Annotated in this window: 18 protein-coding genes; 5 read left to right on the top strand and 13 right to left on the bottom strand. The window is 70.6% G+C overall.

Annotated features, from left to right (window positions below; genetic code table 11):
- Positions 1–40: 40 nt before the first annotated feature.
- A complete protein-coding gene (locus tag F3J10_RS11740) occupies positions 41–1,051 on the bottom strand; it encodes an NAD(P)H-quinone oxidoreductase (RefSeq protein WP_166913618.1) in 1,011 nt (336 codons plus the stop codon).
- A 44-nt stretch (positions 1,052–1,095) separates the two neighbouring features.
- Positions 1,096–2,535 carry an NAD-dependent succinate-semialdehyde dehydrogenase gene (locus tag F3J10_RS11735; protein WP_166913619.1) on the bottom strand — a complete coding sequence of 480 codons (1,440 nt, stop codon included), beginning with the start codon at positions 2,533–2,535 and terminating at the stop codon, positions 1,096–1,098.
- Between the two features lie 304 nt (positions 2,536–2,839).
- Here F3J10_RS11735 and F3J10_RS11730 point away from each other — a divergent pair, with 304 nt between their 5' ends.
- Together F3J10_RS11730 and F3J10_RS11725 are read left to right on the top strand one after the other, a co-directional pair.
- Complete coding sequence (locus F3J10_RS11730; RefSeq protein ID WP_167242151.1) at positions 2,840–3,784, top strand: LysR family transcriptional regulator; 945 nt, start codon at positions 2,840–2,842, stop codon at positions 3,782–3,784.
- A 70-nt stretch (positions 3,785–3,854) separates the two neighbouring features.
- Entirely contained in the window at positions 3,855–4,130 is a 276-nt protein-coding gene (locus F3J10_RS11725) for a DUF2164 domain-containing protein (RefSeq protein WP_013691672.1), read from the top strand.
- A 46-nt stretch (positions 4,131–4,176) separates the two neighbouring features.
- Here the strand turns inward: F3J10_RS11725 and F3J10_RS11720 are convergent, their stop codons facing one another.
- Positions 4,177–5,091, bottom strand: a complete 915-nt coding sequence (locus F3J10_RS11720) for a LysR family transcriptional regulator (protein WP_105850366.1) — start codon at positions 5,089–5,091, stop codon at positions 4,177–4,179.
- 212 nt (positions 5,092–5,303) lie between these two features.
- Here F3J10_RS11720 and F3J10_RS11715 point away from each other — a divergent pair, with 212 nt between their 5' ends.
- Positions 5,304–6,020 carry a type 1 glutamine amidotransferase domain-containing protein gene (locus tag F3J10_RS11715; protein WP_167242150.1) on the top strand — a complete coding sequence of 239 codons (717 nt, stop codon included), beginning with the start codon at positions 5,304–5,306 and terminating at the stop codon, positions 6,018–6,020.
- A gap of 73 nt (positions 6,021–6,093) precedes the next feature.
- Here the strand turns inward: F3J10_RS11715 and gcvA are convergent, their stop codons facing one another.
- Both gcvA and F3J10_RS11705 read right to left on the bottom strand, forming a co-directional pair.
- Positions 6,094–7,005 carry a transcriptional regulator GcvA gene (gene gcvA / locus F3J10_RS11710; protein WP_167242149.1) on the bottom strand — a complete coding sequence of 304 codons (912 nt, stop codon included), beginning with the start codon at positions 7,003–7,005 and terminating at the stop codon, positions 6,094–6,096.
- Positions 7,006–7,155: 150 nt separating this feature from the next.
- Complete coding sequence (locus tag F3J10_RS11705; RefSeq protein ID WP_205200269.1) at positions 7,156–8,046, bottom strand: alpha/beta hydrolase; 891 nt, start codon at positions 8,044–8,046, stop codon at positions 7,156–7,158.
- Between the two features lie 256 nt (positions 8,047–8,302).
- On the opposite strand from F3J10_RS11705, the gene F3J10_RS11700 reads away from it, so the two are divergent.
- The gene (locus F3J10_RS11700) at positions 8,303–8,887 is read left to right on the top strand and encodes an ABATE domain-containing protein (RefSeq protein ID WP_025098414.1); all 585 of its coding nucleotides are present in this window, start codon (positions 8,303–8,305) and stop codon (positions 8,885–8,887) included.
- Positions 8,888–9,014: 127 nt separating this feature from the next.
- On the opposite strand, the gene F3J10_RS11695 is transcribed toward F3J10_RS11700, so the two are convergent.
- Positions 9,015–9,761, bottom strand: a complete 747-nt coding sequence (locus F3J10_RS11695; protein ID WP_167242147.1) for an SDR family oxidoreductase — start codon at positions 9,759–9,761, stop codon at positions 9,015–9,017.
- A 314-nt stretch (positions 9,762–10,075) separates the two neighbouring features.
- Here F3J10_RS11695 and F3J10_RS11690 point away from each other — a divergent pair, with 314 nt between their 5' ends.
- Positions 10,076–10,987 carry a DMT family transporter gene (locus tag F3J10_RS11690; protein WP_167242146.1) on the top strand — a complete coding sequence of 304 codons (912 nt, stop codon included), beginning with the start codon at positions 10,076–10,078 and terminating at the stop codon, positions 10,985–10,987.
- 52 nt (positions 10,988–11,039) lie between these two features.
- Here F3J10_RS11690 and F3J10_RS11685 read toward each other — a convergent pair whose 3' ends face one another.
- The 7 genes from F3J10_RS11685 to F3J10_RS11655 all read right to left on the bottom strand — a co-directional run bounded on the left by F3J10_RS11685 (position 11,040) and on the right by F3J10_RS11655 (position 18,509).
- Entirely contained in the window at positions 11,040–12,527 is a 1,488-nt protein-coding gene (locus tag F3J10_RS11685; RefSeq protein ID WP_167242145.1) for a M81 family metallopeptidase, read from the bottom strand.
- Positions 12,527–13,834, bottom strand: coding sequence for a Zn-dependent hydrolase (locus F3J10_RS11680; protein ID WP_167242144.1), 1,308 nt, complete (start codon positions 13,832–13,834; stop codon positions 12,527–12,529). Before F3J10_RS11680 ends, F3J10_RS11685 begins: the two co-directional genes overlap by 1 nt.
- A 32-nt stretch (positions 13,835–13,866) precedes the next feature.
- On the bottom strand, positions 13,867–14,568 hold the full coding sequence (locus tag F3J10_RS11675; RefSeq protein ID WP_167233487.1) for an ABC transporter ATP-binding protein: 702 nt from the start codon (positions 14,566–14,568) through the stop codon (positions 13,867–13,869).
- On the bottom strand, positions 14,565–15,332 hold the full coding sequence (locus F3J10_RS11670) for an ABC transporter ATP-binding protein (RefSeq protein ID WP_013691683.1): 768 nt from the start codon (positions 15,330–15,332) through the stop codon (positions 14,565–14,567). Before F3J10_RS11670 ends, F3J10_RS11675 begins: the two co-directional genes overlap by 4 nt.
- Positions 15,329–16,324 carry a branched-chain amino acid ABC transporter permease gene (locus F3J10_RS11665; protein WP_051598264.1) on the bottom strand — a complete coding sequence of 332 codons (996 nt, stop codon included), beginning with the start codon at positions 16,322–16,324 and terminating at the stop codon, positions 15,329–15,331. Before F3J10_RS11665 ends, F3J10_RS11670 begins: the two co-directional genes overlap by 4 nt.
- 53 nt (positions 16,325–16,377) lie before the next feature.
- On the bottom strand, positions 16,378–17,238 hold the full coding sequence (locus tag F3J10_RS11660) for a branched-chain amino acid ABC transporter permease (protein ID WP_167242143.1): 861 nt from the start codon (positions 17,236–17,238) through the stop codon (positions 16,378–16,380).
- A gap of 62 nt (positions 17,239–17,300) precedes the next feature.
- Positions 17,301–18,509 (bottom strand): ABC transporter substrate-binding protein, encoded by a 1,209-nt coding sequence (locus F3J10_RS11655; protein WP_025098407.1) that lies wholly within the window; start codon positions 18,507–18,509, stop codon positions 17,301–17,303.
- Positions 18,510–18,677: the final 168 nt, after the last annotated feature.

Raw genomic sequence — 18,677 nt, 5'->3', positions numbered from 1 at the left:
ACCGTTAGTTGCACATCGATACCGAAACCATGCCGATGACTCAAGCCGCCGGCACGAGATCCCCGTCGCCCATCGTCAGGATGATCTTGCCGACGTTGGCCGAGCTTTCCATCCGGCGATGCGCGTCGGCCGCACGCGCCAGCGGGAAGGTGCTGTCGACCACCGGCTCCAGGCTCGCGCCGCCCGAGAAACGTTCGAGCCAGTGCTCGCGGAAGCGCCGCACCATCGCATGCTTCTCGGCCTGCGGCCGCGATTTCATCACCGTGCCGAGGATCTGCAGATGGCGGTACAGGATCCGCTCCAGCTCGACGCCGACCTTGCCGCCGCCGCCGAGGATGCCGACCTGCACCAGCCGGCCGCCATGGGCGAGCGCGCCGAGGTTGCGCTCGAAATACGGCGCGCCGATGAAGTCGATCACCACGTCGACGCCGCGCCCCTCGGTGGCCCGCGCGATCACTTCGCCGAAATCCTCGGCGCGGTAGTCGATCGCGTGATCGGCGCCGAGCTGCACCACGCGTTCGAGCTTCGGCGCGTCGGCCGTCGCGAAGATCCTCGCGCCGCTCGCGTAGGCCAGTTGCACGGCCGCCGAGCCCACGCCGCCCGCCGCCGCGTGGATCAGCACCGAATCGCCGCGCTGCAGCCGGCCCAGGTGGATCAGCGCCTCGTGCGCGGTGACGAACACCTCAGGGATCGCGGCCGCGTGCACGTCGTCGAGCGCGGCCGGCACCGGCATCGCCATCCGGTAGTCGATGCGCGCGATCTCGGCGTAGGCGCCGCCGCCCACCACGCCCATCACGCGATCGCCGACGCGATAGCCGCTCGTTTGCTCGCCGATGGCGATCACCTCGCCGGCGATCTCCAGCCCCATCAGCGTCGAATCGCCGAAGTCGGGCCGGCCGTAGCCGCCGCGCCGATGGGTGAGATCGGCGCGGTTGACGCCGGCCGCGCGCACGCGCACCAGCAGGTCGGTCGCGCGCAGCTCGGGCGCCGGCACCTCGTCGAGTTGCAGCACCTCGGCGTCGCCGAATTCCTTGAAGACAATCGCTTTCATGATCGGGTTTCCCGGTTCGATGGTTGAAGGGTTTCGCGGGCCGCTCAGGCCTGGCTGATGAACTTGCGGGTCAGGTAGGGCTCGATGCCCTCGGCGCCGCCTTCGGAGCCGTGCCCGCTTTCCTTGAGCCCGCCGAACGGCAGCTCGGTCGCGACGATCCGGTACTGGTTGATGCCGATCATGCCGGCCTCCAGCCCGTCGCCGACGTCGAGCGCGGTGCGCGCGCTGGCGGTGAATGCATAGGCGGACAAGCCGTAAGGCAGGCGGTTGGCCTCGGCCAGGCCGTCTTCCAGCGTGTCGAAGGGCATCAGCACCGCGATCGGGCCGAACGGCTCCTCGTGCATCACGCGCGCCTCGGGCGGCACGTCGGCCAGCACGGTCGGCTCGAAGAAGAAACCCTCGCCCTCGATGCGGCGGCCGCCCGCCAGCAGCGTGGCGCCGCGTTCCAGCGCGTCGGCCACCAGCGCCTCGATCTTGGCGAGCTGCCGCGCATTGGCCAGCGGCCCGACCTGGGTGCCGGGCGCGAGGCCGTCGCCCACCTTCAGCGCGCGCGCCGCCTGCGCGAAGCGCTCGGCGAACGCGGCATACGCGCCGCGCTGGACCAGGAAGCGTGTCGACGAGATGCAGACCTGGCCGGTGCCGCGAAAGCGGTTCGCGGCACCCTCCACGGCCGCGCGCTCGACATCGGCGTCGTCGAACACCAGCACCGGGCCATGGCCGCCCAGCTCCAGCGTGATCGGCTTGACGCCCTCGGCCGCGCGCGCCGACAGCAGGCGCCCGATCGGCCCCGAGCCGGTGAAGGTCACCTTGCGGATCACGGGCGAGGCGATCAGCCGGCGCGACACCTCGTCGGGCACGCCGAACACCACCTGCAGCACGCCCTTGGGCAGGCCCGCGTCGTCCAGCGCGCGCGCCAGGGCCAGCGCGGTGGCGGGGCTTTCCTCGCCGGGCTTGAGGATCACGCTGCAGCCCGCGGCCAGCGCCGCCGACAGCTTGCGCGAGGGGGTAATCGCCGGGAAGTTCCAGGGCGTGAAGGCGGCCACCGGCCCGATCGGCTGGCGCTTGACGAGCTGCTGCACGCCGGGACGGTTGGACGGCACCACGCGGCCGTCGATGCGGCGCGCCTCCTCGGCGAACCACTCGAAATATTCGGCCGCGCGCAGCACCTCGTCGCGCGCCTCGGCCAGCGGCTTGCCTTCCTCCAGCGTGAGCAGGGTCGAGATCCGTTCGGCGCGCTCGCGGATCAATTCGGCCGCGCGCTTGAGCACGCGCGCCCGCTCGGCCGGCACCGCGCGGCGCCAGGCCGCGAAGGCCGCCTCGGTCGCGGCGAGGGCGCGATCCAGATCGGCCGCGCTGGCCAGCGGCACGCGGCCGATCTCGCCGCCGTCGGCGGGGTTGATCACGGCCGCGGTATCGCGGCCCTCGGCCGACAGCCACTGGCCGTCGATGAACAGGTGCAGCGGTTCGTAGGCGGGATGCGTCATCACAGGCTCCATTCAGTTGTCCGGATCGATTCGTCTGGCGATCGATCGGCGCGCGGTTCGCGAAAACGTCGTCGGTCCGGTGCCGCCGTCACGCGGCGGCGCCGAACCATGGAGCCAAGTCTAGGGAGGCCGGCCGCCGCGGGTTAGCCGTTCGAAAGGGAAACAGTCTTGTCTGGCACAGCAGAATAAAGCGGGGCAAACGGCTTGCCGGAACCCCGAGCCGAATCCATCATGCTGGCTCGCGGGCCGGCCTCGTGCCTGAAGGCCGGCTCCGCGTGTTCCTCAACCGCAAGCGGGAGCGTCGATGGACAAGTTCCACAACATGTCGGTATTCGCCAAGGTGGTCGAGATGGGCAGCTTCACCGCCGTGGCGAACCATCTCGACACCACGGTCGGCAACATCTCGCGCGCCGTCTCGACGCTGGAGGAGGCGCTGGACACGCGCCTGCTGCATCGCTCGACGCGGCGCCTGACCATCACCGACGCCGGCCGGCGCTTCTACGAACGCAGCGCGGCGATCCTCGCCGATCTCGAACATGCCGAGGCCGAGGCGCGCGACGCACTGCTGGAGCCGCGCGGCCTGCTGCGCGTGCATTGCGTGCCGGGGCTGGGGCGCGAGCTGGTGACGCGTGCGGTGCTGGCCTATCGCGAGGCCTTCCCGCAGGTCACCGTCGACCTGCGGCTGTCGCAGCGCATGCCGAACCTGCTCGAGGACCAGCTCGACATCTCGATCGTGATCGCCCGCGCCCTGCCCGATTCGGCCTACGTGAGCCAGCGGATCGGCACCAGCCACTGCGTGCTGGCCGCCTCGCCCGCCTACCTGGCCGCGCATCCAGCGCCCGAGCGGCCCGAGGACCTGATCGACCATCGCTGCGTGCTGCTCGGCACGGTCGACTACGCGCCCGACGTCTGGCAGCTGGAGGGCGCGGGCGGCGAGACCGTGTTCCACCCCACCGGCCCGCACTTCAGCGTCAACGACATGGAGGCGATGGGCACCGCGCTGGAGGCCGGCGCGGGGATCGGCCTGCTGGCCGGCTACGCGGCGCTCGACGCGCTGCGCGCGGGCCGCCTGCAGCGCGTGCTGCCCGGTTATCACACCTGGCGGCGCAATGTGTTCGTGATGTATTCGTCGCGGCAGTTCGTCGATGCGCGCATCAAGCGCTTCGTCGAGTTCGTGCGGCAGCATGTGGGCGAGCCGCTGGAAGCTTGCGCGCAAGAGCTGGGCATCGCGTCGTCGGCGGCGGCCTGAGCGACGAACCGGCTCGCGCGCGGCATGCGCTAAGATCGTCCGCTCCCGCCTCTCACCGCCGCGAGCCCGCATGAGCATCGAACTGACCAAGGAAGACCGCGCCCAGGCGATCGCCTCCCTCCAGCGCTATTTCGAGCAGAACATGGAGGAGCCGATCGGCAACGTCACGGCCGGCGCGCTGCTGGCCTTCTTCCTGGACGAGGTCGGCCCGGCGATCTACAACCGCGCCGTGGCCGACGCGCAGGAGCACATGCAGCGGCGCGTCTCCGAACTCGACTTCGAGGTGCACGAGGACGAGTTCCCTTATTGGTCGAAGCAGGCCTCGAAGGGCAAGCCGCGCAAGTAAGCCGCGCGGCGCGACGCCCCCAAAGCCCTCGCTGCCGCGTGCCGCGCTAGCCAGCCGGCAGCGGCACCGGTCCCTCGCAGGCATCGAGCGCCTCGCAGAGCGCGTCGTACACGATCCGCACCCGCGGCGGCACCGGCAGGCGCCGCGTGCGGTAGACGTAGATCGTCGAGGGCGCGGGCCGCAAGTCCTCCAGCAGCGGCACCAGCCGGCCCTCGCGCAGATGCGGCAAGGCCAGGTGGCCCGGCAGTTGCCCGATGCCGATGCCGCTCAGCACCGCCTCGCATTCGGCCTCGGGATCGTCGGTGGTCAGCACCGCGCGCGCGGGCATCGCGTGCTGGCCGTCGGCGAACATCCAGGGCCAGGGGCGGCCCGAATTGCGGTCGATCATCAGCACGGCCGGCGCCGCCAGCAGGCTCGGCCGATCGTGCGGCCGGCAGCGTTCGACAAGGCCCGGCGCGGCGGCGAAGTGCAGCGAGGCGCTCGACACCGCCCGCGCCACCAGGCCGCTGTCGCGCATCGGCCCGATCCGCACGCCCACGTCGATCTGCTCGTCGACCACGTCGGCGACCACCTCCGAAAGCCGCACGTCGATCGCCAGCCCCGCATGCGCCGCGAGCAGCGGCGCCAGCGCGCGCACCACCCAGCGCCGGCCCAGCACGCCGGGCGCCGCGATCCGCACCACGCCCTCGATCGCCTCGGGCTCGCCGGCCTCGCGCGTCTCGAAGATCCGGTCGATGCCGGCGATCGCCTGCGCCGCTTGCTCGGCGAGGCTCGCGCCGAACGCGCTCAGGCGCACGCCGCGCGTGCTGCGATGGAACAGCGGCTCGCCCAGCTCGGCCTCGAGCTGCCCGATCACGCGCGTGATCACCTGCGGCGAGACGCCGAGGCGCGTGGCGGCCTCGCGGAAGTTCAGCGCGCTGGCCGCCACGCGAAACACGCGCAGCGCTTCGAGCCGATTCATTGCCTGCTCCCTGGAAGGATCGCGGCGACGGCGGCATGCCGTTCCGTCGACCGGAATTGAGAAATCGTGTTCGCTTCATTTACGTCCGGGCCGGCCGGCGCGCAAAGTGCGGGCCATCGAACGCGCGTCTCGATCGACGGCGGCCCGGCCACGGACCGCCCGCCCATCAACGGCGCCTCGCCAGCTCGCGAGGCGCCAGCACAGGACACACCATGCGAAACATTCTGATGATTCTATCGGCCGCCACGGCCTGGACACAAAAGGACGGCAGCCAGCGCCCGACCGGCTTCTGGGCCGAGGAATTCGTCGCGCCGCACCAGGCGCTGACGGCGGCCGGCTGCGCGATCACGGTCGCCACGCCGGGCGGCAAGCCGGCCGTGGTCGATGCGCTTAGCCTGTCGATCGAGGTCAATCACGGCGATGCGGCCAAGGTCGCCGCGCTCGCGGCCTATCTCGACACGCAGGCCGACACGCTGCGCGCGCCGCGCCCGCTGGCGCAGATCGAGCTGGGCGGCTTCGACGCGGTGTTCGTGCCGGGCGGCCACGGGCCGATGCAGGACCTGGCCGTCGACGCCGACGCGGGCCGCCTGCTGGCCGCCGCGATCGCCGATCCCGGCAAGCTGGTGGCTGCGGTCTGCCATGGCCAGGCCGCCCTGCTCGCGGCCGGCGACGCCGCCGCCTGGGCGTTCCGCGGCCGCCGGCTGACCGGCTTCTCGAACGCCGAGGAAACCCAGACGGGGCTCGCCGCGAACGCGCCCTGGCTGCTGGAGGACCGGCTGCGCGCGGCCGGCGCCGAATTCGAGGCCGGTGCGCCGTGGAGCGAATTCGTGGTGGTGGAGGGCAATCTCGTCACCGGGCAGAACCCGGCCTCGGCGGGCGCCGCGGCACGCGCCGTGCTGGCCTGGCTGGACGAGCGCGACGCGGGCTAAGCGGCCCGCGCAATGACGTGAAGCGCCTGGCCGCAGGCGCCGTGGAGCCGGCGCGCGCAACGACGGCCGCTCGCTAGGCGCCCACCTCGGCGAGCAGCCACTCGCGGAACGCCACCACCGGCGCCTCGTTCTCGCGCCCCTTGCGATGCACGAGGTAGTAGGCCAGCTCGCAGGTCTGCACGGTATCGAACGGTTTCACCAGCCGCCCCTCGGCCAGGTCGCGCTCGACCAGGGTGGTGCGGCCCAGCGCGACGCCGTTGCCCGAGATCGCGGCCTGGTAGGCCGACGAGGAATCGTTGAGCTGCAGGCCGCGATCGCAGTCGACCTGGTTCGCGTAGCCGGCCTTGCGCAGCCACGAGCGCCAGGTCGGGAACACGCCGAAGTCGCTCATCGAGGTGTCGTGGATCAGCCGGTGATGGCGCAGCTCGGCGGGGCTGGTCAGCGCATGCTCGCCTTCGAGCAGCGCAGGGCTGCAGACCGGGAAGAAATCGTCGCGCAACAGGTAGGTGGACGCCAGGTCGGGCCAGTTGCCGGCGCCATAGCGGATCGCCACGTCGACGCGTTCGGCGGTCAGATCGACCAGGTGCCGGCTCATGTCGATACGCAGGTCGTAATAGGGATGCTGGACCTGGAACGACTCGACCCGCCAAAGCAGCCAGCAATCGGCGAAGGCCGGCGGCACCGTCACGGTGAACACGATCCGCGACTTGCTCGCGCGCAGCCGCTCGACCGCCGTGGACAGCAGGTCGAAGCCGCCCTGCAGTTCGGGCAGCGCCGCGCGCGCGGCATCGGTCAGCGTCAGCCGCGACGGGCCTGACGAGGCGCGATGGAACAGCTCCACGTCCAGATAGCTCTCCAGCCCGCGAATCAACTGCCCGACCGCGGCCGGCGTCACGTTCAGCTCGGCCGCCGCGGCCGGGTAGCTCAGGTGCCGAGCCACCGCCTCGAAGGCGCGCAGGGCATTCAGGTTGTTCGGGGCTCGCATGATCCGCTCGTGACCGGGTACCGGCAGTGCGATGGATTCTGGCAGCGGCTTCCGGGCCGGTCAATCGGCGCGCAGGTACGACAGAACGCGGCACGCCGATCGCTCGACGTGCCGCGTCCCGCTTCATTGCTTCGTCATCGCCTCACGCGTTCAACGGCGCGGCACGTTGCGGTCGAGGAAGTGGTGGATCACCGGCGCGATGTCGGCGATGTTGGTTTCCAGCGCGAAGTGGCCGGTATCGTAGAAATGCACCTCGGCCTTCGGCAGGTCGCGCTTGAAGGCTTCCGCGCCCGGCGGCAGGAAGAACGGATCGTTCTTGCCCCACACGGCCAGCACCGGCGGCTGGTACTTGCGGAAGTAGGCCTGGAATTCCGGGTAGCGCGCCACGTTGCTCGCGTAGTCGCCGAACAGGTCGAGCTGGATCTCGTCGTTGCCGGGGCGCGCGACGAAGGCGGCGTCCAGCGTGTACGCCTCGGGCGCGACCTGGTCCGGGTCCTTCACGCCATGGGTGTATTGCCACTTGATCGCCTCGGGCTTGAGGAACGCGCGCAGCGCATCGCGGTTTTCCTGCGAGGGATCCTTCCAGTACTTCTGGATCGGGTTCCAGCCGTCGCTCAGGCCCTCCACATAGGCATTGCCGTTCTGCGTGACGATCGCCGTCACGCGCTCCGGATGCGCCACCGCCAGGCGCCAGCCCACCGGCGCGCCGTAGTCGAACACCTGCAGCGCGTACTTGTCGAGATGCAGGGTTTCGGTGAAGTGGTCGATGGTCTGCGCGAGATGATCGAAGGTGTAGGCGTAATGCGCGCGATCGGGGCTCTGCGTGAAGCCGAAGCCCGGCAGGTCCGGCGCGATCACGTGATAGCGGTCGGCCAGGCGCGGGATCAGCTCGCGATACATGAAGGACGAGGTCGGGAAGCCGTGCAGCAGCAGGATGGTGGGCGCCGACGGGTTGCCGGCCTCGCGGTAGAACACCTTCACGTCGTCGACCTGCACGTAGTGGTGGCTCACCACCGGCGCGGCCGCCGCGCTCGCCGCCATCGTCGTCGCGGCCTGTGCCGCCGCGCCGCCCGCCAGCCCTTCCACCACGCCGAACGTCATCAGCGCACCCATCAATACCTGCTTGATCTTCATGGCAAAACCTCCGTTGGTCGAAAGATCCGTGTGCCGGCCGGCGGGCGCCTCGCACCCTCTGTAACCGTCAACATCGCTTTTAAAGGTTACGTAGCGCACGAGTAACCTGTCAACAGATTTTTTATGAGTTACAATCCGTCCATCGACTTTCCGGGAGTTCAGGATGAGCACCGCAAGCCCGGCCGGCGGCTCGACGGCCCTGTTCATAGGCGACGATCTCGCCCTCGATTTCATCAACACACGCTACGGCGTCGGCGAGGCGCGCACCGACGTGCTGGCCAGCGACGCCAGCGTGATCGACTGGCTCAGGCAAGCCGGCGCGTTGCCGGCCGGCCATGCGGGCCCGGCCCCGGCCGGCCTGCGCGAGGCGGCGCTGGCGCTGCGCGACGCGGCGCGCCAGTTGGTCGAGAAGCGCCAGGAAGGCAAATGGGGCGACCCGGCCGCGCTGAACCGCGTGCTCGCCTCGGGCAGCCATCACCTGGAGCTGCAATGGAAAAAGGGCGGCGAACCCGAGCTGGTGTCGCGCCGCACCGACCTGAACGCGACCGCCGCGCTGCTGCCGGTGGCCGAGGCGCTGGCCAGGCTGCTGGCCGAAGCCGACTTCGGGCTGGTGCGCAAATGCGAGTGCGAGGACTGTACGCTGATGTTCCATGACCGCACCAAGTCGCATCGACGCCGCTGGTGCAGCATGGCCTTGTGCGGCAACCGTATGAAGGTGGCCGCGTATCGGGCGCGGCAGAAGGCCTGATGCGTCGAAGCCGCTGCCCGGGGCGATACATCGGATGTGAAAAAGCCGGTCCAGGTGGACCGGCTTTTCTCGTTCGAGGCGCGGGCCGATCGGCGCGCGCCTTGCGCTCGCCGGATCGCCACCGACCTCAGATCTGCGACAGCCCGCCGTCGACCACCAATTCGGCGCCCGTCACGTAGGACGCGTCGTCGCTGGCGAGGAACAGCGCCGCCTTCGCGACTTCCGCCGCCGAGCCGATCCGCTTGAGCGGCACGGCGGCGGCCAGCGCCTCGCCCGACTTCTTCAGGTCGGCTTCGGGAATCCCCATCTTGGTGGCGAAGGGCGTGTCGATCGGGCCGGGGCTCACCGCATTGACGCGGATGCCGCGCGGCGCGAGTTCGGCGCCGAGCGAACGCACCAGCGAGCGCACCGCGGCCTTGGTCGCCGACAGGATCGACAGGCCCGGCGTGCCGACCTCGTTGAGGAACGAGGTGGTGACCACCACGCTGGCGCCGTCCACCAGATGCGGCGCCGCCTTCTGGATCGTGAAGAACAGGCCCGTCACGTTCAGCGAGAACTGTTCCTCGATCTGCTCCGCCGTGACCGCTTCGAGCGGCGCGGCCTTGCCCGCGCCGGCGTTGGCATAGACCACGTCGATCCGGCCGTGGGTTTCGACCACTTCGGCGATCGCCCGATCGATCTGCGCCGGGTCGCGCAGGTCGACGCACAGCGCGGTGGCCTGGGCGCCCAATTCGCGCTCGGCGTCCTTCAGGCGCGCTTCGTTGGTGCCGAACACCACGACCTTCGCGCCTTCGTCGCGAAACAGCTTCGCGGCTTCCAGGCCGATGCCCGAGGTGCCGCCCGTGATCACTGCCACCTTGTTTGCCAGCTTCATGATGATGCTCCTTTGAGTCGGTTGAGAGGGTTCGTCTCGGCGGGAGCCGTGTCGCTTCCCGTTGGCTCAACTATCGTCGCCGGGGCCCGGACGCGTCGAACGAGAAGATCTGGCGGGGCCGGCAAGAAAAACTATTCGGGGCGGTGAGAAGCCTTGCCGGGCGTGGGTTTTCAAACAGGCCCGCGCCACGGCGAAGCGCGCTTTCGAGCATCGCCTGGCCGTTTCGCGACAACATCTGCCCAGGTGGCGTCAGACAGCCGCGCCCGGCGCGCCGCACGATGGCGATCCGTTTTCCGTCATGCCGGAGTGCCTCGATGAAACCACCCGCCTTCCTCTTCCCGCTCGGCGCGATCCTGCTGTGGGCCGGCAATGTCGCCGTCTCCAAGCTGTCGGCCAGCGCCATCGATCCGTCCGCGATCACCTTCTATCGCCTGCTGCTCGCGATCGCGCTGATGTGCAGCTTCACGCTGCGCCCGGCCTGGCGCAATCGCGCGGCGATCGTCGCGCAATGGCCGAAGCTGGCCCTGCTCGGCTTCCTGGCGATGGCGCTGTTCCAGAGCCTGTCCTACGAGGCCGCCAAGACCACCAGCGCCACCAACATGGCGATCATCACCGCCCTGGTGCCGCTGATGACGATGGCGCTCGGCTCGGTCCTGCTCGGCGAGACGCCGGCGCCGGGCATGGTGGCGGGCGGGCTGGTCTCGCTGGCGGGGGTGGTCTGGCTGATCACGCGCGGCGCGCCGCAAGGCCTGCTGGCGCGCGGCGTGCAGCCGGGCGACCTGCTGATGATCGGCGCGGCGGCGGCCTACGCGCTTTATGGCGTGCTGCTCAAGCGCTGGCGGATCGCCCTGCCGGTCTGGCAGTCGACCCTGGCGCAGGCCTGCGCCGCGGCGGTCTGCATGGTGCCGATGATGTTGCGGCTGCCGCACGGCGCGGCGGTGCCGACGCGCGCCAGCCTGCCGCTGATCCTCTACGCGGGCGGGCTGGCCTCGGTGGTGCTGCCGGCGCTCTGGCTGGAAGGCGTGCGCCGGCTCGGGCCGAGCCGCTGCGCGATGTTCATGAATTTGCTGCCGGTGGCCACGGCGCTGCTCGCGATCGGCTGGCTCGGCGAATCGCTGCAGGCCTATCACCTGGTGGGCGGGGGCATCGCGCTGGCGGGCGTGCTGGCCGCGCAGACGCTGAAGGGCAAGGAGAATGTCGCGCGCGGCGGCGCGACCTCGTCTTGAGGGAGGGCCTGCCGGGCCGGCCGCGAAACGGCGCCGGCCCGGCGGGCGAGGCTCAGCGCGCCGCCCAGCCGGTATCCGCGTCGAGCGGATAGACCGGCCGATCGAGATGCCGGTAGTCGAACAATCCGTAATCCGAACCGGTCACGCCGCGGCTGTCGCATTCGACCAGGCCCGCCGAGATCGGCACGAACACCGGCCGGCAGTACATGCGCGACTTCAGCAGCAGGAAGCGCGCGCGGCGCGGATCGACGCCGACGCTCTCGAACACGCCCAGATCCCAGGGCTCGTGGGTGCGCTCGGTGATCACCAGCACCGCCGCGCCGATGTCGAGCACGGCCGCGCGGCCCATGTGCGCGCGCTGGCCGGTATAGGTCGGCCCGGTGATGGTGTATTCGCCGTCGGTGAGCGCCAGCACCGTGCCGCGCGCCATGAAGGGCGCGCGTTGCGAGCCGTCGCGCGCCGGCCGCTTGTTGCCGACCGGCAGCGTGACGCTCGCGCCGACGCCGCCCTCGACGAGCAGCGCCACCGCCTCGGGATCGCAGAGCGGCCCGCTGACGAGGCCGTCGAGCCCCTGCGCCAGCGCGGCCTCGAGCAGATCCATGGTGTCGCAGGTGCCGCCCGACATGCAGTTGTCGCCGTGGTCGAGCAGCAGCACCGGTTTCTCGGCGCCCCGCGCGAGCGCCAGCGCCTCGGCCACCGACTCGGCCAGCGGCGGGCTGCGGTAGACGAAGGCGTCGCGCTCGTCCCAGATCGCGGCGGCGATCCGCGCGGCCACCGCCTCGGCCTGCGCCGCGTCGCCGTCGCCGACCACCACCACGCTGATGCAGGGCGCCGCGATATCGGCCAGCGAGAAGCCGGCCAGGATCGACACCGCCAGCATGCCCCCGGCCTCGGCCGCGCGCGCCGCCGCCACCGCGCGCTGCATCGCGCCCTCGGCGGTGGCGCTGCGCAGCGTCGAGCTGAGCAGCGGCGGCCGCCGCCAGGCCAGCACCGGCCGGGCTCGGCCGTTGAGCGTGTAGAACAGCAGCCGCGCCGCGTGCTCGCCGGTCTCGTACATGTCGACGTGCGGATAGGTCTTGAAGCTGACGATGATGTCGGCGTGGTCGATCATCGCCTGCGTGACGTTGCCGTGCAGGTCCAGCGCGACGGCGATCGGCACGCCCGGCAGAGCGGCACGCACGCGCGCCAGCAGTTCGCCCTCGCCGTCGGGCGTGCTCTCAGCCACCATCGCGCCGTGCAGGTCGAGCATCACCGCGTCGCAGCCCGGCGCGGCGGCCACGATCGCCTCGCAGATCGCGGCATAGGCCTCGGCCGCCACCGGCCCGCTCGGGTTCGCGCCGGCCGAGATCGGCGTGACCAGCTCGGCGCCGGCCGCCTCGGCCGCGTCGATGAAGGCCGCCATCGCGGTGCGCATGCCCTTGTTGTCGCGATAGGCCTCGGCGCCGTAGCTCGGCCCGTTCGCGCCGAACGCGGCCAGCGGCGTGGGCACCGGCGAGAAGGTATTGGTCTCGTGGTTCATCCGCGCGATCAGGATCCGCATCACGCGCCCTCCATGCCGGCGGCCGCCCCGGCCCGGGCCAGGCCCGCGGCCTCGAGCATCGCGTGAAGCAGCACGTTGCAGCCGGCTTCCAGGTGCTCGGGGCTCGCGTCCTCGATCTCGTTGTGGCTGATGCCGTCCTTGCAGGGCACGAAGATCATCGCGGCCGGCGCCACGCGCGCCAGGTACACCGCGTCGTGGCCGGCGCCGCTGACGATGTCCATCGCCGACAGCCCGAGCCGCGCCGCGCCCTCGCGCACCGCGCCCACCAGCTTCGCGTCGAAGGGCTGCGGCGGGAAATACACCACCTGCTCCACGTCGATGGTCATCGCCGCCTCGGCGCCGGCCTGCGCGCAGGCTTCGCGCAGCGCGGCGTCCATCGCGCTCAGGGTGGCGTCGTCGGGCGCGCGCAGGTCGACGGTCAGCGTCACGCGGCCCGGGATCACGTTGCGCGAGTTCGGATGCACGTCGACCCAGCCCACCGTGCCGCGCGCATGCGGCGCGTGCGAACGCGCGATGCGGTTGACCGCGGCGATCAACGCGGCGGCCGGCAGCAGCGCGTCGCGGCGCAGCTCCATCGGCGTCGGGCCGGCATGCGCCTCCATGCCGTGGATCGTCACGTCGTACCAGCGCTGGCCGAGCGCGGCCCGCACCACGCCGATGGTGGTCTGGTTGGCCTCCAGCACCGGCCCCTGCTCGATATGCGCCTCGAAATAGGCGCCCACCGGATGCGAGCCGGCGGCCTCGCCGGCATAACCGATCGCGGCCAGCGCCTCGCGCACCGACACGCCCTCGCGGTCGCGCTGGTCGAGCGCGTGATCGAGCGTGAAGGCCCCGGCGAACACGCCCGAGCCCATCATCACCGGCACGAAGCGCGAGCCCTCCTCGTTGGTCCAGACCGCCACCTCGAGCGGCGCGAGCGTGCGCAGGCCCGCGTCGGCCAGGGTGCGCAGCACCTCCAGCCCGGCCAGCACGCCGTAGTTGCCGTCGAACTTGCCGCCGGTGGGCTGGGTGTCGATATGGCTGCCCGTCATCACGGGCGGCAGGTCCTCGCGCAGGCCGGCGCGGCGCGCGAACACGTTGCCGATCGCATCCACGCGCACCGTGCAGCCGATCTCTCGCGCCCAGGCCGAGAAGCGGTCGCGCGCGAGCCGGTCGAGCTCGGTCAGCGCGAGGCGGCACACGCCGCCCTTGTCGGTCGCGCCGATCCGCGCGAGCTGCATCAGGCTGTCCCACAGCCGCGCGCCGTTCACGCGCAGGGCCGGCGCGGCGTCCTCGCGCGCGCCGCGGGGGGTATCCAGAACTTGCATCGATGTGTCCTCGGTTGGCGGGGCGGCGTCGCTCAGGCGACGCCGACGCCCAGGTAACGGTCGCGCACCGACTGGTCCGCGAGAAAGGCCGCGTTGTCGCCCTGGTAGACGATCGCGCCCTGCTCGATCACGTAATGGCGATCGGCCAGCTGGGTGCAGACCTCCAGGTTCTGCTCGACCAGCAGGATCGCCACGCCGGCCGCCTTGATCAGCTTGAGCTGGGCCACGATCTCCTCGACGATCACCGGCGCCAGGCCCTCGACCGGCTCGTCGAGCATCAACAGGCGCGGCCGGTTCATCAGCGCGCGGCCGATCGCCAGCATCTGCTGCTCGCCGCCCGAGAGCTGCGCGCCGCCGTTGCGGCGACGCTCCTTCAGGCGCGGGAAGATCCGGTAGATGTCCTCCAGTTGCCACGGCGAATCGCGCCGCGCGCCCAGCCGCAGGTTCTCCTCCACCGTCAGCAGCCGGAAGATGCCGCGATGCTCGGGCACGAAGCACACCCCGCGCGCGGCGATCCGATGCGGCGCGAGGCCGGCCAGCGCGGCGCCGTCGAAGCTCACGCGGCCCTGGCGCGGCGCCACCACCCCGGCGATCACCTTCAGCGTGGTGGACTTGCCGGCGCCGTTGCGGCCCAGCAGGGTGACCGTCTCGCCCTCGCCGATCGTCATCGACACGCCCTGCAGCACGTGGCTCTTGCCGTAGTAGCCGTGCACCGCGTCGAGTTCGAGCATCATGCGCGGCCTCCCGTGATCATGTTGCCGAGATAGGCGCGGCGCACCCGCTCGTCGGCGCGGATCGCGTCGGGCTTGCCCTCCACCAGCACGCGGCCCTGCTGCATCACCGTGATGGTGTCCGAGATGTCCATCACGATCCCCATGTTGTGCTCGATCAGCACCACCGTGTAGTCGTCGCGCAGGCCGCGGATCAGCGTCTTCATGTCGTCCAGGTCGTCGATGCCCATCCCCGAGGTGGGCTCGTCGAGGAAGATCGCGCGCGGCTTCGCGGCCAGCGCCATGCCGACCTCCAGCCGCCGCTGCTGGCCGTGCGAGAGCGCGCTGGCGGCGCTGCCGGCGAAGCGCTGCAGCGCCAGCCGCTCGATCACCGCGTCGATCGTCTCGCGTTGCGCGAGCGCGCCGCGCGGCGGCGTCCAGGCGTTGAAGGCGCGGCGCGCCTCGACGCCCTGCGCGGCGATGCGCAGGTTCTCGCGCACCGACAGGTTCGGGAACAGGCTGGTGACCTGGAACGAGCGCGCGATGCCGCGCCGCACGCGGCGGTGGTCGGGCTCGCGCGTGACGTCGGCGCCGTCGAACAGGATGCGGCCCGCGCTGATCGGCACGGTGCCGGTCAGCACATGGAACAGCGTGGTCTTGCCGGCGCCGTTGGGGCCGATCACCGAATGCACGGTGCGCGGCGCGATGCGCAGGTCCACGCCGCCCAGCGCGGTGAACTTGCCGTAGCGCTTGACGATGCCGCTCGCCTCGAGAATCGCCTCGCTCATGCCTGCCTCCCTTGATCCTTGCGACCGCGCAGCGCAGCCACGATGCGTTCGCCCAGCCCCCACAGGCCGCGCTGCATGAACAGGCTCACGGCGATCAGCACCAGGCCGAGCAGCAGCAGCCAGCGCGGCCACAGCGTCGAGAGCCAGTCCGAGAACAGCACGTAGAACACCGCGCCCAGCACCGAGGCGAACAGCTTGCCGGTGCCGCCGATCACGGTGGTCACCAGGATCATCTCGCTGGTGTGGTAGTCGATGTTGGACAGCGGCGCGATGCCCGTCATCAGCGCATGCAGCGCGCCGGCCAGGCCCGTCACCGCGCCCGACAGCACGAAGGCCAGCAGCTTGAAGCGCGGCACGTCGTAGCCGACCGCGGCGGCGCGTGCCTCGTTGTCGCGAATCGCCAGCAAGGTGCGGCCGAACACCGACAGCGTCACGCGCCGCAGCAGCCAGAACGCCGCCACGAACAGCACCGCCACGAAGCCGTAGAACTGCCAGGGCGTGGCCAGCGGCAGCAGCGTGTGGCCGGCGATCGACAGCGCCGGGCGCGGGATGTCGAGCAGGCCGTTGTCGCCGCCGGTGAGATCCGGCGTGGTGTAGGCGAGGAAGTAGAACAACTGCCCGAAGGCCAGCGTCAGCATCACGAAGTAGGTGCCGCGCTGGCGGATCGAGAACCAGCCCACCACGGCGGCGGCCAGCGCGCCGATCGCGACGGCCGCCGCCAGCGCGAGCGGCAGGGGCAGCGCGAAGCGCGTCAGCACGATGCCGGCGGTGTAGCTGCCCAGGCCGAAGAAGATGCCCTGGCCGAACGAGAGCAGGCCCGTGTAGCCGAGCAGCAGGTTGCAGCCGAGGGCGGCCAGCGCATAGACCAGCACCTCGGTGGCCAGCGAGCCGGAATTCAGCGCCAGCGGCAGCGCGCAGGCCACCGCGATCGCCAGCCAGGTCTCGTAATGGCGGCGCCAGATGCCGCGCGCAGCGGCGCCGTCGACGGCCATGTCGGCCGCCTCGTCCTGGCGCGGCGCGGCCACCAGCGGTTTCGAACCATCGATCATGCGGCCCTCCCGAGCAAGCCGTTGGGACGCAGCAGCAGCACGGCCGCCATCGCCACGTAGATCATCAGCCGCGCGCCCTCGGGCCACAGCGTGCTCATCACGCTCTGCACGATGCCGACCAGCAGGCCGCCCACCAGCGCGCCGAGGAAGTTGCCCATGCCGCCGACCACCACCACCACGAAGGCGACGCCGAGCGCCTCGATGCCCATGAAGGGATCGACGCCGCGGATCGGCGCGGCCAGCACGCCGGCCAGCGCGGCGGTGGCGGCGCCCAGCGCGAACACCAGGCTGAACACGCGCGACACGTTGATGCCGAGCAGGGACACCATCTCGGCCGCCTCGCTGCCGGCGCGCACCGTGCTGCCCAGTCGCGTGCCTTCCAGCAGCCACCAGAGCAGCGCGGCCAGCACCGCGGTGAAGCCGATCACGAACAGCCGGTACTTCGGATAGACGAAGCTGCCCCAGATCACCACGCCGTCGAGCGAGGCCGGCACCGGCACGTTGTCGCCGAGCGGGCCCCAGATGAGGATCGCGCATTCCTGCAGCACCAGCGCGAGGCCGACCGTGACGAGGATGTGGAATTCATGGGCCTGCGCGTAGACGTGGCGCAGCACCAGCTTCTCGACCAGCCAGGCGAAGGCGCCCACCGCGAGCGGCACCAGCAGCAGCGCGACCCAGAAGTTCGCTTCCCATTGCAGCGCCTGGTAGCAGAAGTAGGCGCCCAGCAGGTAGAAGGCGCCGTGCGCGAAATTCACGAAGCGCAGCAGGCCGAACACGATCGACAGGCCGACGGCGAGCAGGAAGTACAGCATCCCGACGCCGATGCCGTTGACGATCTGCAGCAGATAGACATTCATGGCAGGAAGGATCCGCGGAAAGGAAAGGAGGCGCCGGGCGCCTCCGTCGTCGCGTTGGCCGGTCAGCCGAGCTTGCAGCCGGTCTTGTCGGCGGCCAGGAAGGACTGGCCGGAGCTGACGATGTCGGCGTAGTCGTCGGCGTTCTTCATGCGGTTCTTCGCCTTGCCCTTGAGCAGGTAGTAGTTCTTCAGCACCTGGTGATCGGCGCGGCGCACTTCCTCGGGGCCGGTGAGGCCGTCGTACTTCATGCCCTCCAGCGTGGCGATCACCTTCTTCGGATCGGTGGTGCCGGCCTTGAGCATGCCGTCGAGCAGGATCTTGGTGCAGATGTAGGAGCCGGCCAGGCTGTAGTTCGGGTTGGCGTGGAAGGTCGCGTTGGCGCGCTTGACGAGATCGCGATTGAGCGGCGAATCGATGCCGTGCCAATACTGCGCGCCGAAATACACGCCGTCGCAGAGATCCGCGCCGAGCGTCTCGAACTGCTCCAGGCCCGAGGCCCAGGCCATCAGGATCGTGCAGTTGCGCTTCATGCCGAAGCTGACCGCCTGGCGCAGCGTGTCCGAGGACTGCGAGCCGAAGTTCAGGATCAGCAGCACGTCGGGCTTGGCGGCGACGGCGTTGGTCAGGTAGCCGCTGAATTCCTTCTCGGCCAGCGAGTGATAGCTGTTGCCGACGTGCTGGATGCCGGCTTCCTGGAAGATCGCCTTGGCGGCCGACAGCAGGCCTTCGCCGAACACGTATTGCGGCGTGATGGTGTACCAGCGCTTCGCGTTCGGCAGCATCTTGATCAGCGGGCGCACGGTCTGCTCGATCGCGCCGAAGGTCGGCACCGACCAGCGGAAGGTGGCGCTGTTGCAGTCCTTGCCGGTGATCTCGTCGGCGCCCGCGGTGGTGATGAACACGCCGCCGGCCTTCTCCACCTCCTTGCCCATCGCCAGCGATTCCGAGGACAGGATGCCGCCCGCGAAGTAGCGCACGCCCTTCTGCTGCGCGACTTCCTGCACCCGGCGCACCGCCGTGGCCGGCTTGCCCTCGGTGTCGAGCGTGACGTAGGACAGCGGCGAGCCGAGCACCTGGCCGTATTGCTGCACGGCCAGCTTCATGCCGAGGTCGGCGTACTTGCCGTTGGCCGCGAACGGGCCCGACATCGGCACCGGGCAGGCCAGCTCGAGCGGCGCGCCGGCGGCGAACGCGGCACGGGAGGCAAGGGCGCCGAGCGCACCCGGCATGGCCGACGCGGCGGCCAGTTTCAACAGTTCACGGCGATTCAAGTCGATGCTCCTTCGGGGATGGACGCTCGCGAGCCGGCCGGCTGCCGATCGCTCGGGCCGCCTCGCTCGGGCGGCCATCGGTTCATCCTATTTATCATGATAAATAGGATGAACATGATCCTAGGTATGTCAAAATCCACTGTCAATCAGGCAAAATTCGCTACCGCG

Source organism: Burkholderia sp. Cy-637, from assembly GCF_011753175.1.
Taxonomy (GTDB): Bacteria; Pseudomonadota; Gammaproteobacteria; order Burkholderiales; family Burkholderiaceae; genus Burkholderia; species Burkholderia gladioli.
Note: the sequence above shows the minus strand (reverse complement) of the source record. Positions and strands in the feature narration are given on the sequence as shown.